Here is a 15028-nt window from a genome sequence, read left to right as displayed (position 1 = left end):
CCTCACTCTACTTGGTCGTTTCCGGCGCACCGGAGTTCTGTTGTTCGCGCATCTGCCGGCGGCGGGCCTGGATGCGTTCGCGGATGGCCTGCATCTGCTGCTCGGTGGTCAGCGCCGGCGCTGGCTCGGCGGCATCGGGATTGGCCGCCGGCGGCGCGCCACGCACCTGGGTGTCCGAGGGCGAGGGCCGCTCGCGCGGCGGCGTCTGCGCGCTGCCCGCGCCAGCGGCCGGGGTGGCCGCACCCGGCCCGCTCTGCGCTGGCCGTTGGCCCTGCGGCTGGGCCCCGGCCAGCCGGGTCGGCGGCTGCCCGCCCTGGCCGTCGAATACCCGCAGTTCCAGCGTGCGCCGGCCTTCGGGGCCTTCGAACACCGCCCGGCGTGGCTCCAGTGCGGTCAGGTGCCAGGCCGGAGCAGCCGGCGGCGCATCGCCCAGCCTGACCCGTACCGCCGAGGCCGGACCGCCCTGACCCGGCGACTGCAGGATCGCCAGGCGCACGCGCGGGGTGATCAGCACGCTGGTCAGCACGTAGTCGAAGCCCTTGCCGGCCTGCTCGCCACCCTGGCCTTCCAGGAAGAAATCGTGTGGCTGGCGGTCAGCGGCAAACACCGGGCGGCGCACGATCTCCGAATATTGCTGCAGCGGTCCCAGCCGTTCCGGCGCCGGCCTGGGCAGGGCCGGCAGCGCCTGGACCAGCGCCGGGTCGTCGGCCAGCGGCACGATCCGGCTGCCCATGCCGGCCAGCGCCAGCACGGCCGTCAGCACCGACCAGCCCGCCACCGCCAGCAGCAGCCAGGTGCGCGGGCCGAGCGATTCACTGCGCATGCGCACCTGCGCGGGCCGGCGTGGGCGCGGCAGCGGAAGGGTTCAGATAACCGGACAGGTCGAAGCTCACGTTCAGTCCTCCGGCGGAATCGGGGGCATTGGGCGTGCGGAAGTTGAAGCTCTGCGCCAGGATGTTGAGGTTGTCCACGAACAGGCGCGGGCTGCCCGATTCCAGCGCATGCAGGACCGCGGCGGTTTCCGGCACGCCGCAGCGCAGGGTCACCTGGACCACCACGCGCGGAAAACGCTCGCCGCCGCCGGCCGGGAACGGCGAGCGGTTGGTGATGGCGCAGCTGCGGTTGCCGGGGCTGGCCTGGCCGACCACCGTTTCCAGGCGCTGGGTCAGCGCGGCGGTGGCCAGCTCGGCCGAGGGTTCGGACAGAAAGCCCGGCTGCTTGCCCAGTGCAGCCTGGGCGGCGGCGAGCTGGCGTTCGACCTGCGGGCGCTGCTGCAGCTGGGTGCGCACCCGCAGCTCACGCTGCTGCAAGGCCTCGATGCGGGCGCCGAGCGCGCGCATCGGCACGGTCCACCACGGGTGGACCAGGACCAGATAGGCCAGCGCCAGCGCGGCCAGCAGCAGGCCCAGTGCCAGCCAGCGGTCCCGGCCTGCGCGCCTAGCCGGCATTGGCATTCCTGCGCGCGGCCGGGGCAGTGTTGGAAGGCGGCTTGGGACCGGCCAGCTGGGCGGTCATGCTGAACCGGTCCAGGCGGGTCCGGCGATCCATCTGCAACGCGCCGGTCAGCGCCGGCGAGGTCCACAGCCTGGAGCCTTCCAGCACCTTGACCAGGCCCGGCGCCTGCGGACTCAGGCCGATCAGCAGCAGCCGATCGCCTTCGATCGAGACTTTCTCCAGGTAGGTGCTGTCGGGCAGCAGCCGGGTCAGTTCGTCCAGCACCTCGATGGTGGTCGGGCGCGCGGCGCGCCGGGCCTGCAGGAACTTCGCGCCTTCGACCAGATCGACCAGCTGCTGGCGCTTGGCGGCGACCTCGCGGGCGCGGGCAGCGCTGCGTTCGACCTGTGCGGCGAAGGCATCGGCGGCGGCGCGGCGGTTGGCCAGCACCTGCCAGCCGGCGAAGGCCAGCGCCAGCACCGCCACCACGGCCGCAACCAGGTTCCAGCGACGGGCCGGACCGGCGCCACGCACGCGCCCGGCCGGCGGCAGCAGGTTCACCCCCAGCGGCTGGCCGTGCGCATCGGCGACATCCAGTCCGGCCAGGCCCGCGGCGAGGGGGCCCAGGGCCTCCAGCGCGCGGTCCACGCCCTGGCGGCGCACGACCACCAGTTCGGCCTCGATCTGGCCATCGGGCCGGCGCCGGGTGAGGCGGGCGTCGAAGTACACCGCCTCGGCGGTAAACGGGGTCTGGCGGTCGATCTCGAAGCCGACGACCTGGCGCAGGCGCTCGGCGGCGGCGGCGGGCAGCAGCAGCGGACGGCGCAGCACCTGCACGGCCGGCAGCAGGCTCCAGCGCGGCAGGCCGGCCAGGCGCGGTGACAGCACTGCGTCCAGATCGGCGGTGGTCAACGGCAGGGGCACAGTGGCCAGCGGTTCCAGCCCGGCCTGGCCGGCCCGCAGCAGCGCCACCTGGTCGTCCTGCGGGACCAGCAGCAGGCGCTCGGCGGCCAGCCCGAACAACACGCGCCAGCGCGACGGCAGCCAGCTGGCCAGCGCATCGCGCCACCAGGAAAGGAAGCGGCCGGCAGCGCCCAGCCAGCGCCCCAGGCCCGGCAGCACAGCCGTGCCGGCGCGCGGTGTCGTCATCGGGGCTCCCAACCTTCCTCCCAGCGCAGCGTGGTGTACATCGAACCCGGTGTGGGCCCGCCCCCGGCCCGCACCACCGCCCGCAGCACCGCCTGGCGGCCATCGGGGGTGCGTGCGCGGCTCTGGATACTATACGTGCCGGTGCCCTGGCCCACGAGCGCCGGCTGGCCGATGCTGCCCTGGCGCTGGGCCAGCACCAGGCCGGGGTCCAGGCCCAGCGCGGTCAGCACCGGAGCTTGTGCATAGCGGGGATCGGGCCGGCCGCGGCCTGCGTAGATGGTCAGGTAGGCGCGGACCCTGGCGTAGAGCTGCGGCGTCCAGCCCAGCACCTGTTCGACCTCGGCCACCGATTCGTACGGCGCATCCTTGGCCCCGTACGGCAGGCCGGCGGCGGCATAGTCCGGGTCCTCGGCACCGCCGGCCACCTGGGACAGCGCGTCGCTGTCGCGCCAGTCCACTGCGGCGCCAGCCAGCTGCTGGGCCTGGCCCGCCTCCACGCCCACCGCGCGCAGCAGGCTGGACAGGATCTGGGCGTCGGCCTGGTTCAGATCGACCTTGCCCGATTCGTCCACCAGCTGCACCTGCACCTGGCTGCCGGCGTACTGCCAGGCGTAGGGCCGGCCATCGGGGGTCCAGCGGCTGCCGGGGTCGGGGTCGGCCACGCGTTGCAGGGCATATTCCAGCCCGGCGCGGGCGATCTGCTGGACCACGCTGCCCTGGGCCAGCACCCGGCCCTGCAGCGACTCGACCCGCGCGGAGATGGCAAAGGCGCCGATCAGCGCGGTCAGCAGCGCGATCAGCCACACCACCAGCAGCAGCGCCACCCCGCGCTGGGCGCCCGGCGCGACCAGGCCCGCCCGGCTCACGGGGCGACCTGGTGGCTGCTGCCGTTGCCCTGGGCCAGGGTCACGACCATGTCCGGCCAGCGCGTGCCATCGGCCGCTTCGATCTGGATGGACACCTGCACCGGCAGGGTCTCGACCTGGCTCCAGCCGTCCTGCCACGGGCCCAGCCTGGCGGCGTCCGGGTCCAGCCCGCGGTAGCGGAAGCGCACCGACTCCAGCCCATCGGCCAACAGCTCCGGCGGCCGCGGCGAGCCGGGCTCGGCCACGGTGCGCCCGGCCTGCACCATCGCCAGGTCCACCTGCAGGCGGCTGCCGTCCTCGACCGCCCGGACATCGTGCAGGTAGGGCCCGCCGCGGCCCAGGTAATCGGGCAGGTCGGCCACGAAGCGCATCGTCGTGGGCGTGCCGGCGAAGCGGCTGGCAATGCCGTGTTCGTCGTCCATTTCATAGGCGATCGCCTGGGCCGAAGCCAGGTGGCTGCGCAGGAAGCCCTGCACCGCGCGCAGGCGCTCGTTGCGCGCAGCAATGAGTTCGCCGCGATGGACCATCGCGGTGGCCGCGCGCAGGGTCGCAAAGCCCACCGCCAGCCCTGCCGCCAGCAGCAGCGTGGCCAGCAGGATTTCCATCAGGGTGAAGCCCTGGGCGTGGCGCCTCATGGCGCGGCCCCCGGCGTGCCCTGCGGCGCGACCAGGCGCAGGCTGCGCCACTGCAGGCGTTCGCCCGCGCCGCTGCCCCAGGCCACGGTCAGCTGCACTTCCAGCAGGCGCGTGGCGGCGGGTCCGGTCAGGGCGGTGTCCGCGCGCTGCGGGTCGGTCCAGGGTTCGATGTCCAGGGTCCAGTGGTAGCGGCCCTGCTCCAGGTCGCCTTCGTCATGGCCCGGCACCGGCGCGCTGCCGGCGCCGACCTGGGCCAGCAGCGTCTGCGCGTGCAGGGCCGCGCGCCCGGACAGGTTGGCGCGCTGGATCTGCCGCGCCGCCCCGGACAGCGAGCCCAGCAACAGGGTCAGTGCCAGCGCCAGCAGGGCGAAGGCGACCACCACTTCGATCAGGGTGAAGCCGCGCTGCCGGGCCAATGACGCACGGGCACGCGCACGGCCCCCGGGGGCGCAGGCCTTTGCACCGCAAGCCTTCACGAGTCCGCGGCCGAAGTCGCGCCGCATCACGGCGCCGGCCCCGGCGTCTCCAGCCGCACCTCGCCGGTCAGCCAGGCCACGCTGATCCGGCGCACCGCCTGCCTGGCCGACAGCTCGATGCGGCCACCGGTGGAAGCGCCGTCTGGATAGAACACGATCGCGCCCTCGCCGGCCTGCGCGCTGGCCTGGCGCGCGCCGTAGAAGGCGATGCCCAGCTCCTGTGGAATCCGCCCGTTGCGCCTGCCGGGTGCGGCGTACAGGTGTCCGGACGGATTGATCACCAGGCGCTGCGGCTGGCCGCTGGCGATGGCCTGGGCGCGGGTGAAGCGCAGCTGCGTGGCGATCTCCTTGGCAGCAGAACGCAGGCGCATGCCCTGCAGGCCGCCGCTCATGGCCACCGCCGTCATCGTGCCGATCAGCGCGATCAGGGCGACCACCACCAGCACCTCGATCAGGGTGAAGCCGGAATGCCGGGTGGCGCCTGCGCGCGGCCGGCTGGACGCGCGCGGGCCGTGCGCGAGCGCCGGACTGAAAGCCCGCACCGCGGGAGGGCCGGGCCAGGGCGCGCGGCGGGCCATGCCGTGCTCAGTGCTGGTACCGGATATCGGCGTTGACGCTGTCACCGCCGGGCTGTCCGTCCTTGCCCAGGCTGATCAGGTCGAACGGGCCATCCTGGCCGGGCACCGCGTACTGGTAGGGGTGGTTCCAGGGATCCTTCAGCTCGGTCTGCTTGGCATACGGACCCAGCCAGCCACCGGCATCGCCCGGGGCGCTGACCAGTTCATCCAGCGCACCGGGCAGACGGCCAGTGTCCATCTCGAACTGCTGGATCTTCTCGGCCACGGTCTGCACCTGGGCGCGGGCCAGGTTGACCTTGGCGCGGTCGGCGTTGCCCAGGATGCGGCTGGCGGCAAAGGCGACGATGCCGCCGATCAGGATCACCACCACGATGATTTCCATCAGGGTGAAGCCGGCCTGGGCGGCGCGTGCGGGCCGTGGCGAGAAGGAACGTCGGTCGTGCATGTGCGATCTTCCATTACGTGTTGCGGGTGCGGGGGAAAGGTTTCGACAAATCAGTTGATGGCGCCGGCCAGATCGTACAGCGGCACCAACACGGCGATGATGACCGCACCCACCACCGCCGCCAGCACCAGGGTCACCGCCGGCACCAGCGCGGCCAGCATGCGGTCCAGCGCCTGTGCGGTCTGCGCCTCGAAGGTGTCGGCGGTCTTGAGCAGCATCGTGTCCAGCGCGCCGGACTCCTCGCCGACCTGGATCATCTGCAGCGCCAGGCGCGGAAAGCGCTTGCCGGCGCCCAGCGAGGCGGACAGCGCGCGGCCGTTCTTGACCGCATCGGCCGCGCCCTGGACATCGGCCGCCAGCGCCCGGTTGCCCAGCACCTTGCCGGCGATGCCCAGCGCCCCCAGCAACGGCACGCCGTTGCGCAGCAGCGTGCCCAGGGTGCGGGCCAGGCGCGCGGTTTCCAGCCGCGCGAGCAACGGCCCGATCAGCCTGCGCTGCAGGATCCACGCATCGAAGCGGTCGCGGAAAGCCGTGTCGCGGCGCTTGCGCTCGGCCCACAGCACCAGCGCCGCCGGGATCACGACCAGCGCCAGCCACCAGCCGGCCACGAACTGGCCGATCGCCAGCACGATCCGGGTGAACCACGGCAGCGTTACGTCCAGGCTTTCGTACATCTGCGAGAACTGCGGCACCACGTAGCCCAGCAGGAACAGCATCGCCAGCCCGACCACCAGCAGCAGGATCGCCGGATAGATCAGCGCGTTGACCACCCGGCCCTTGAGCGCGCGGCTGCGCTCCAGGTAATCGGCCAGCCGCTGCAGGGTGTCGTGCAGGCTGCCGCCGGCCTCGCCCGCGCGGACCATGTTGATGTACAGCCGCGAGAAGCTGCCGTGCTGGCGCTCCAGCGCCGTGGACAGCGGCGCACCGCCGCGCACCGCTTCGCGGATGTCGGCCACCGTATTGCGCGCCTTGTCCTCGTCGGGCAGCTCCAGCAGGATCGTCAGCGCGCGGTCCAGCGGCTGGCCGGCGCCGAGCAGCGTGGCCAGCTGCTGGGTGAACAGCACCAGCCGCTGCCCGGCAAACGCGTTGGGCTGCAGCAGCGTCTTGAATGCGCCCAGCCCGCCACCTTCGGAGGCCAGCTTCGCCTCCATCGGCAGGTGGCCCTGTTCCTGCAGGCGCGCGACCACCTCGGCCTCGCTGGCCGCTTCCATCTGCGCCTCCAGCACATCGCCGCGCGCGTTGAGGGCCTTGTAGCGGTAGAGAGGCATCAGCGAGACCTGGGCAGACGGGGTCTGGCAAAAAATCGACCCGTCATTCCCGCGAATGCGGGAATCCATGGACGTTCGCCTTTGGCACCTCTCCAACGATATCCGGCCATAAATCCCGCCAGGAAGGATTGAAAACGTCGATCAGTTGAAGCTTCCAGGCGCGTCGCCATTTCTTGATCCGCTTCTCCCGAACAATCGCCGATTCCATCGTGTCGTGCATCTGGTACCAGACAAGCCGCGTAATATCGTGGCGCTCGGTGAACCCCTGGACGGCATGTGCCCGGTGCTGCCAAGTGCGGCCGACCAGGTTGCTTGTCACGCCCACATAGAGCGTGCCATTGCGATTGCTGGCCAGCAGATAGACACAGGGCTGTTTGGCCATCGCTCTTCCTTGAACGTCCATGGATTCCCGCGTTCGCGGGAATGACGATTCCGGGCATCGCGTGCGCCGGGATGATCAGGACCCGCTCACCCATCCTCCGTCACCCGCAGCACTTCCTCGATGGTGGTCATGCCGGCCAGGGCCTTGGCGATGCCGTCCTCGTACATGGTGCGCATGCCGGCCTTGCGGGCCAGCGCCTCGATCTGGCCCATGCCGGCGTGGCGCATGATCGCCCGGCGCAGCTGATCGTCCATCACCAGGAACTCGGTGATGGTGGTGCGGCCCAGGTAGCCGGTCGGGGCCAGCGCCGAAGCGCGCGGGCGATACAGCGTGATCTGGCCTTCGGGCTGGAACCGGCGCAGCTCGAACCTGGCGATTTCCTCCGGCGTGGCCGGATAGCGTTCGGCGTGGGTGGGCTCCAGCCGACGCACCAGGCGCTGGGCCAGGATGCCGTTGATGGTGGAGGTCAGCAGGTAGTCCTCCACGCCCATGTCCAGCAGCCGGGTGATGCCGCCGGCGGCGTTGTTGGTATGCAGCGTGGACAGCACCAGGTGGCCGGTGAGCGCGGACTGGATGGCGATGCGCGCGGTCTCCAGGTCGCGCATTTCGCCGATCATGATGATGTCCGGATCCTGGCGCACGATGCTGCGCAGCGCGCTGGCAAAATCCAGGCCGATCTGCGGCTTCACATGGATCTGGTTGAGCCCTTCGATCTGGTATTCGACCGGATCCTCGACGGTGATGATCTTGACGTCGGACGTGTTGAGCTGGCTCAGCGCGGTGTACAGCGTGGTGGTCTTGCCCGAGCCGGTCGGCCCGGTCACCAGCAGGATGCCGTGCGGCTGCTGCAGCACGTGCAGGAACTGCGGCAGGAACTCATCGGTGAAGCCCAGCCGCTGGAAGTCGAACACCACCGTCTCGCGGTCCAGCAGGCGCATCACCACGCTCTCGCCATGGGCGGTGGGCACCGTGCTCACGCGCAGGTCCAGCTCCTTGCCCTGCACCCGCAGCTGGATGCGCCCGTCCTGCGGCAGCCGCCGCTCGGCGATGTTCAGCCGGGCCATGATCTTGACGCGGCTGATCACCGCGGCGGTGAGGTTGGCCGGCGGGCTTTCGCCTTCCTCCAGCACGCCGTCGACCCGATAACGTACCTTCAGGCGGCTTTCGAACGGCTCGATGTGGATGTCCGAGGCGCGCAGTTCCACCGCGCGCTGGATCACCAGGTTGACCAGCCGGATCACCGGTGCTTCGGAGGCCAGGTCGCGCAGGTGTTCGACATCGTCCAGGTCACCGCTGCTGTCACCGTCGGCGTTCTCCACGATCGCGCCCATCGCACTGCGGCCCTGTCCATGCCAGCGCTCGATGGTGTCGTCGATTTCCGAGCGCAGCCCGACCATCGCCCGCACCGGGCGGCCGATCGCCATGCGCACCGCATCGACCGCATAGCCATCGCAGGGATCGGCGACCCACAGGTTCAGCGCACCGTCGGCATCGCCCAGTGGGCAGACATGGAACTGCTTGAGGAAGCGCAACGACAGCGCCACGTCCTCGGGCAGTTCCGGGGCAACGTCGGGCAACTGCCTGGCCGCCAGCAGGGTCAGCCCCAGCACCTCGGCGCTGGTCTCGGCATGGTCGCGTTCGGACACCAGCCCAAGGCGCAGCAGCAGGGCCAGCACGCTGCCGCCGGTTTCCTCCTGCAGCCGCCGGGCGCGCACCAGATCCACGTCCTTGAGCCGGCCCTTGGCCAGCAGGGCCGCGACCACGCGTTCGTCGGCGCGCTCCGGCGCCGGACGATCGATCGATGAGGACACCGCGTTCACGTGGAAACCCAAGTCGGCATGTGCCGGCACTTTAGCAGCCGGACTGCGGCGCCGCGGAACGCTCCAGGCGCAGACAGCCGGCACCCATGCCGGTGGCGCAGGGGCCGGGGCGATGAACCGCGCCGCCTCATCGCCGGCTTGCGGATCTGTCCGGTCGAATCAGCCGCACCACACCCTTGCGTTGCGGAACATGCGCAGCCACGGCGAGTCCTCGGGCCAGCCTTGCGGCGACCAGCTCAGGTTGATGGTGCGCGCGCTGCGCTCTGGGTGCGGCATCAGGATGGTGACCCGGCCATCACTGCTGGTCAGGCCGGTGATGCCCTCGGGCGAGCCGTTTGGATTGGCCGGATAGCGCAAGGCCGGCTGGCCATCGCCATCGACGAAACGCAGCGCGACGCGGGCGGCGGCCTGGTCCACCGGTGAATCGAATTGCGCGCGGCCTTCGCCATGGGCAACGGCGACCGGAATGCGCGAGCCGGCCATGCCGCGCAAGAACACCGAGGGCGATTGGACCACTTCCAGCAGGCTGGTGCGCGCTTCGAACTGCTCGCTGCGATTGCGCAGGAAGCGCGGCCAGGATTCGGCGCCGGGGATGATGTCCTTGAGCTGGCTCAGCATCTGGCAGCCGTTGCACACGCCCAGGCTGAAGGTGTCGGTGCGGGCGAAGAACGCGGCGAACTGCGCGCGCAGCGCGCTGCGCTCCAGGATCGAGGTGGCCCAGCCGCGACCTGCGCCGAGCACGTCGCCGTAGCTGAAGCCGCCGCAGGCGACCAGGCCGGTGAACCGGTCCAGGGTGATGCGGCCTTGGACCAGGTCGCTCATGTGCACGTCGAAGGCATCGAAGCCGGCCCGTTCGAACGCGTGGGCCATCTCGATCTGGCCGTTGACGCCCTGCTCGCGCAGGATCGCCACCTTCGGCCGGGCGCCGGTGGCGATGAACGGCGCGGCCACGTCCTCGGCCGGGTCGAAGGTCAGCCTGGGCCGCAGGCCAGGCTCGGCGAAGGTGCGCGCGGTGTGGCGTTCGTCGTCGGCACTTTCCGGGTTGTCGCGCAGGCGCTGCATGGCATGGGTCACCGACCACCAGGCATCGAACAGCTGTTCCCAGCGCCATTCGGCCAGGGTGTGGCCCTGCCGGGTGACGCGCACCATCGGCGCGGTGCTGGTCCTGGCGATGCGCTGGGCGCATTGCGTCAGGGCATGGCGCTCGACCAGGTCGGCGAAGGCGGCGCGGTCTTCCGAGGCGATCTGCACGACCGCGCCGAGCTCCTCGTTGAACAGCGCGCGGAAGGCGTCATCGCCCCAGGCATCGAGCGCGATGTCCAGGCCCAGGTGCGCGGCGAAGGCCATCTCGCACAGCGTGGCAAAGGCGCCGCCGTCGCTGCGGTCGTGGTAGGCCAGCAGCAGGCCGAAGGCACGCGCATCGCGCATGAGTTCGAAGAAATTGCGCAGCAGCTGCGGATCGTCCAGGTCGGGCGCGTCGCCGCCGAAGGCCGGCAGCGCTTCGCCGCCGGCATGGACCTGGGCCAGGACCGAACCGCCCAGGCGCTGCTTGCCGCCCCCTAGGCCGATCAGCCACAGCTCGGTGTCCGGCTCGCGCGAGAGCAGCGGGGTCAGCTGGGTGCGCGCGTCATCGACCGGGGCGAACGCGGTGATCACCAGGGAAACGGGGGAGACGCTTTTGAAGCCGGGACCCGGGACGTTGAAGCCGGGACTCGGGACGTTGAAGCCGGGACCCGGGACCCGGGACCCGGGACCCGGAGAAGCAGAGGCAACGGCAGACAAAGGACCGACTGAGCCCTCGGGACTGGCGAACTCTTGCGCTTGCCGGGTGCCGGGACCCGGGACCCGGGACCCGGGACCCGGAGAAGCAGAGGCAACGGCAGACACGGGAGCGACCGACGAATCGGGACTGGCGAACTCTTGCGCTTGCCGGGTGCCGGGACTCGGGACCCGGGACCCGGGACCCGGAGAAGCAGAGGCAACGGCAGACACGGGAGCGACCGACGATCCGGAGCCGACGGGCTCTTGCGCTTGCGCTTGCTCTTCCCGGGTCCCGGGTCCCGGGTCCCGGGTCCCGGCTTCAACGTCCCGAGTCCCGGCCTCCTCGCCCCACGCCGCCTGCATCGACAGCGAGTCCTTGCCCACCGGGATGCTCAGCTCCAGCTGCGGGCACAGGTCCATGGCCACTGCGCGGACCGCATCGAACAGCAGCGCGTCCTCGCCAGGGTGGTTGGCCGCGGCCATCCAGTTGGCGGAAAGCTTGACGCGGTCCAGCGATGGCACCGGCGCGGCGCACAGGTTGGTGATCGCCTCGCCCACGGCCATGCGCGCCGAGGCGGCGGCATCGAGCAGCGCCAGCGGCGTGCGTTCGCCGATGGACATCGCCTCGCCAGCGAAGGTCTCGAACCCGGCCAGGGTGATCGCGCAGTCAGCCAATGGCAGCTGCCAGGGGCCGACCATCTGCTCGCGCGCGGTCAGGCCACCGACGCTGCGATCGCCGATGGTGACCAGGAAGCTTTTCGATGCCACCGCCGGATGGGCCAGCACGCGCAGGCCGGCCTGGTGCAGGTCCAGCGCGGCGGTCTTCAGCTCGGGCCAGCGCGGCGCGGCCGGATGCGCGGTGTCCCGGTGCATCCTGGGCGCCTTGCCGAACAGCACGTCCATGGGCAGGTCGATGGGCAGCTCGCCGGACCCGGGACCCGGAAAAGCAGAGGCCACGACAGACAAAGGACCGACCGACCCCCCAGAATCGGCGGACTCTTGCTTTTCCCGGGTCCCGGCTCCCAGGTCCCGGGTCCCGGCTCCCAGATCCCGAGTCCCGGCCTCACCCAGCACGCCATACCCCACCACCAGCCGCTCCTCGGCGGTGACCACGCCGACTGCGGCGAACGGGCAGCGCTCGCGCGCGCACAGCTCGGCAAATTCAGCCAGGCGCGCCTGCGGCACGCCCAGCACGTAGCGCTCCTGCGATTCGTTGCACCACAACTGCAGCGGCGAGAGCGAGGGGTCGTCGCTGGGCACCCGGTCCAGGTCGATCACCCCGCCCACGCCCGAGTCGTGCAGCAGTTCGGGAATGGCGTTGGACAGGCCACCGGCACCGACGTCATGGAACCAGCGGATCGGGTTGTCCGCGCCCAGCGCCACGCAGCGGTCGATGACCTCCTGGCAGCGCCGCTCCATCTCCGGGTTGGCGCGCTGGACGCTGGCAAAATCCAGGTCCTCGGCACTGTCGCCGGAGGCCACCGAACTGGCCGCGCCGCCGCCCAGCCCGATCAGCATCGCCGGGCCACCGAGCACGATCACCGCATCGCCCGGCTGCAGGGTCTTCTTCTGGACCTGATTGCGGTCGATCGCGCCCAGCCCACCGGCCAGCATGATCGGCTTGTCGTAGGCGCGGGTCAGCACGCTTCCATCGGGCGCGTGGCCTTGGGCCAGCTCGAAGCTGCGGAAATAGCCCAGCAGGTTGGGCCGGCCGAACTCGTTGTTGAACGCGGCGCTGCCCAGCGGGCCGTCCAGCATGATGTCCAGGGCCGGGGCCATGCGCGGGTTCAGCACGCGCGGGGCTTCCCAGGGCTGCGGCAGGGTCGGGATGCGCAGGTGCGAGACGGAGAAGCCGGTCAGGCCGGCCTTGGGCTTGCCGCCGCGGCCGGTGGCGCCTTCGTCGCGGATCTCGCCGCCGGCGCCGGTGGCCGCGCCGGGGAACGGCGCGATCGCGGTCGGATGGTTGTGGGTTTCCACCTTGATGGCGAAGGCCGACGCGACCGCAGGCTCGCTGCGGTACTGGCCGCTGGCCGGGTCCGGGCGATAGCGGCAGGCCAGCGGCCCTGCCACCACCGCGGCGTTGTCGCTATAAGCGCTCAGCGTGTGCTGCGGGGTCTGCTGGTGGGTGTGCTTGATCATCTGGAACAGCGAGCGCTCCTGCTCGCGGCCATCCAGGGTCCAGCTGGCGTTGAAGATCTTGTGCCGGCAGTGCTCGGAATTGGCCTGCGCGAACATCATCAGTTCCACATCCGACGGGTCGCGGCCCAGTTCGGCATAGCGGCTGCGCAGGTAGTCGATCTCGTCCTGGGCCAGGGCCAGCCCCAGGCGGGTGTTGGCGCTTTCCAGCTCGGCCAGCGCCACCCGCTGCAGCTGGCCGCGCGCCGGCGCGCTGAACAGCGCCTGGGCCGCCTGGCTGGAGTCCAGCAGCGACTGGGTCATCGGGTCGTACAGCAGCTTGGCAAGCGCAGCCTGGGCACCGGCATCGGCCGGCAGCCCGGCCAGGTCGATGCGCGTGCCGTGCTCGACCCGGGCGATGGCCAGGCCGGCGCCGCGGACCAGTTCGGTGGCCTTGCTCGACCAGGGCGAACGGGTGCCCAGGCGCGGCACCACAAAGCGCGAAACCGCGCCATCGGCCGGCGCCGACGGCGCGCCTTCGGCCTGGAGGATGCGCCGCAGCGCGTCCAGGTCCGGGGCGGCATCGCCCCGTGGATCGATGAAGAAGACCTGCCAGGTGTCCACGATGCGCACCATCGGTGCGAGGGACTTCAGACGGGATTCAAGCCGCGCGCGGCGGAACTGCGACAAGGCCGGCTGGCCTTCGAGGACGATCATGTCCGGGAACCGTGGCGAGGATGCCGTGGGAACGGGGCCGGCGATTGTAGCGAAGCCGGCGCTGGGCCGGCTTCGCGATGCGGGCGGCTGCAGGGGCAAAAGCCGGTCAGGGCATGCCCGACGGCTTGCCGGCACCGGCCGCGGCCAGCTTGTCCAGGGCCGCGCGCATCTCGGCCGGCGGCAGGTAACCGCCGATCTGGCTGCCGTCCGGAGCGAACACCGCCGGGGTCCCGCTGATGCCCAGGCGCTGGCCGATGTCGTATTCCATGTTCACCGGGTTGGTGCAGTCGCGCGCGGCAACCCGGCCACTCTGCTTGGCCTCGGTCAAGGCCTTCTTGCGGTCGGCGGCGCACCAGACCGAGATCATGTCCTTGTGGTCCTGGCTGCCCAGGCCCATGCGCGGCCAGGCCAGGTATTCCACCGCAATGCCCAGCTTGTTGTAGTCGGCGATCTGGCTGTGCAGCTTGCGGCAGTAGCCGCACTGGATGTCGGTGAAGACATTGACGGTGTACCTGGGGTTGGCCGGGGCAAACACGATCTTGTCGCTGTCCTTGACCGACTTGAGCAGATTCTGGCGGTACCCGGCCAGCGCCGGGCTGCCCTGCATCAGGTCCTTGCGCTGGCCGATATCGACCAGGCTGCCCTGCAGCAGGTACTTGCCGTCCTCGCTGACGTACACCAGCTGGCCGGCGGCGATGACCTCGCGGAAGCCCGGCAGCGGCGCCTTGCCGATGTAGTCCACCTCGACTTGCGGATTGAGCTGCCTGAGCGCGGCGCGCACCTTGGCATCGGCCGGATCGTTGCTGGCGACGGCAGCGGGCGCGGTGGGCGCGGCGGCAGGCCTGGCCGGCGCGGGCCGGGCGGCGGCGTTCTGCGGCTGCTGGGCGCAGGCCCCCAGGCTCAGGCCGGCCAGCAGGAAGAAGGGCAGGAAACGGCGCATCGGGGATTCCTGTTTCGAAGGCGGCTGCCGGGATGTGCGCGGCATGTCGGCACGGGGCCCCGCGACGGGGCTTGGTGGCGGATTCTCGCATACGGGGCATGAATGACCCGGGCCTGGGCGGGGCGGATGGGGCGGTGGTTCCCAAGCCCCTTCTCCCCACCTGCGCGTGGAGAAGGCGCGGACAGCCGGGCTGTCGATTCCTTCTCCCCCCGCGCGCGGGGGGAGAAGGAGCGAAGGCGGGCTTGTTGCTCCCCTTCTCCCCCGCAAGCGGGGGAGAAGGTGCCGAAGGCGGATGAGGGGGGCTTTGCTGTTCACGCAAGCGGCTGACGAAAACGCGGCCAGCGGCTCCAGCTTCGAAAACGTCCCCGCAGCCTCGCTTGGGTCGGCTTCGGTGCCCCCTCACCCCGGCCCTCTCCCCCGCTCGCGGGGGAGAGGGCCGGGG

Annotated in this window: 13 protein-coding genes; all 13 read right to left on the bottom strand. The window is 71.2% G+C overall.

The window, feature by feature from the left end; all coding sequences use genetic code 11:
- Positions 1 to 7: 7 nt before the first annotated feature.
- The 13 genes from D9R12_RS09495 to D9R12_RS09430 all read right to left on the bottom strand — a co-directional run bounded on the left by D9R12_RS09495 (position 8) and on the right by D9R12_RS09430 (position 14586).
- The gene (locus D9R12_RS09495) at positions 8 to 823 is read right to left on the bottom strand and encodes a general secretion pathway protein GspN (protein ID WP_147475073.1); all 816 of its coding nucleotides are present in this window, start codon (positions 821 to 823) and stop codon (positions 8 to 10) included.
- Positions 813 to 1448, bottom strand: coding sequence for a type II secretion system protein GspM (gene gspM / locus D9R12_RS09485; protein WP_122230020.1), 636 nt, complete (start codon positions 1446 to 1448; stop codon positions 813 to 815). Before gspM ends, D9R12_RS09495 begins: the two co-directional genes overlap by 11 nt.
- Positions 1438 to 2583, bottom strand: a complete 1146-nt coding sequence (locus D9R12_RS09480; RefSeq protein ID WP_122230018.1) for a PilN domain-containing protein — start codon at positions 2581 to 2583, stop codon at positions 1438 to 1440. Before D9R12_RS09480 ends, gspM begins: the two co-directional genes overlap by 11 nt.
- Positions 2580 to 3449 carry a type II secretion system minor pseudopilin gene (locus D9R12_RS09475; protein ID WP_122230016.1) on the bottom strand — a complete coding sequence of 290 codons (870 nt, stop codon included), beginning with the start codon at positions 3447 to 3449 and terminating at the stop codon, positions 2580 to 2582. Before D9R12_RS09475 ends, D9R12_RS09480 begins: the two co-directional genes overlap by 4 nt.
- Positions 3446 to 4084 (bottom strand): general secretion pathway protein GspJ, encoded by a 639-nt coding sequence (locus D9R12_RS09470; RefSeq protein WP_014159373.1) that lies wholly within the window; start codon positions 4082 to 4084, stop codon positions 3446 to 3448. Before D9R12_RS09470 ends, D9R12_RS09475 begins: the two co-directional genes overlap by 4 nt.
- Entirely contained in the window at positions 4081 to 4500 is a 420-nt protein-coding gene (xpsI, locus tag D9R12_RS09465; protein WP_122230014.1) for a type II secretion system protein XpsI, read from the bottom strand. Before xpsI ends, D9R12_RS09470 begins: the two co-directional genes overlap by 4 nt.
- Positions 4501 to 4586: 86 nt before the next feature.
- On the bottom strand, positions 4587 to 5102 hold the full coding sequence (gene xpsH / locus D9R12_RS09460; protein ID WP_425479090.1) for a type II secretion system protein XpsH: 516 nt from the start codon (positions 5100 to 5102) through the stop codon (positions 4587 to 4589).
- 43 nt (positions 5103 to 5145) lie between these two features.
- Entirely contained in the window at positions 5146 to 5583 is a 438-nt protein-coding gene (gspG, locus tag D9R12_RS09455) for a type II secretion system major pseudopilin GspG (protein WP_122230010.1), read from the bottom strand.
- Between the two features lie 50 nt (positions 5584 to 5633).
- Complete coding sequence (gene xpsF / locus D9R12_RS09450; protein WP_122230008.1) at positions 5634 to 6851, bottom strand: type II secretion system protein XpsF; 1218 nt, start codon at positions 6849 to 6851, stop codon at positions 5634 to 5636.
- A 43-nt stretch (positions 6852 to 6894) separates the two neighbouring features.
- On the bottom strand, positions 6895 to 7233 hold the full coding sequence (locus D9R12_RS09445; protein ID WP_122230006.1) for a GIY-YIG nuclease family protein: 339 nt from the start codon (positions 7231 to 7233) through the stop codon (positions 6895 to 6897).
- Between the two features lie 86 nt (positions 7234 to 7319).
- On the bottom strand, positions 7320 to 9044 hold the full coding sequence (gene gspE / locus D9R12_RS09440; RefSeq protein ID WP_425479089.1) for a type II secretion system ATPase GspE: 1725 nt from the start codon (positions 9042 to 9044) through the stop codon (positions 7320 to 7322).
- A 168-nt stretch (positions 9045 to 9212) separates the two neighbouring features.
- Positions 9213 to 13646 (bottom strand): phosphoribosylformylglycinamidine synthase, encoded by a 4434-nt coding sequence (purL, locus tag D9R12_RS09435; protein ID WP_122230004.1) that lies wholly within the window; start codon positions 13644 to 13646, stop codon positions 9213 to 9215.
- Between the two features lie 106 nt (positions 13647 to 13752).
- Positions 13753 to 14586 (bottom strand): disulfide isomerase DsbC N-terminal domain-containing protein, encoded by an 834-nt coding sequence (locus tag D9R12_RS09430; protein ID WP_122230002.1) that lies wholly within the window; start codon positions 14584 to 14586, stop codon positions 13753 to 13755.
- Between the last annotated feature and the right edge of the window lie 442 nt (positions 14587 to 15028).

Source organism: Pseudoxanthomonas spadix (assembly GCF_003703395.1).
Taxonomy (GTDB): domain Bacteria; phylum Pseudomonadota; class Gammaproteobacteria; order Xanthomonadales; family Xanthomonadaceae; genus Pseudoxanthomonas_A; species Pseudoxanthomonas_A spadix.
This window is presented reverse-complemented; position numbering and strand designations above follow the sequence as displayed.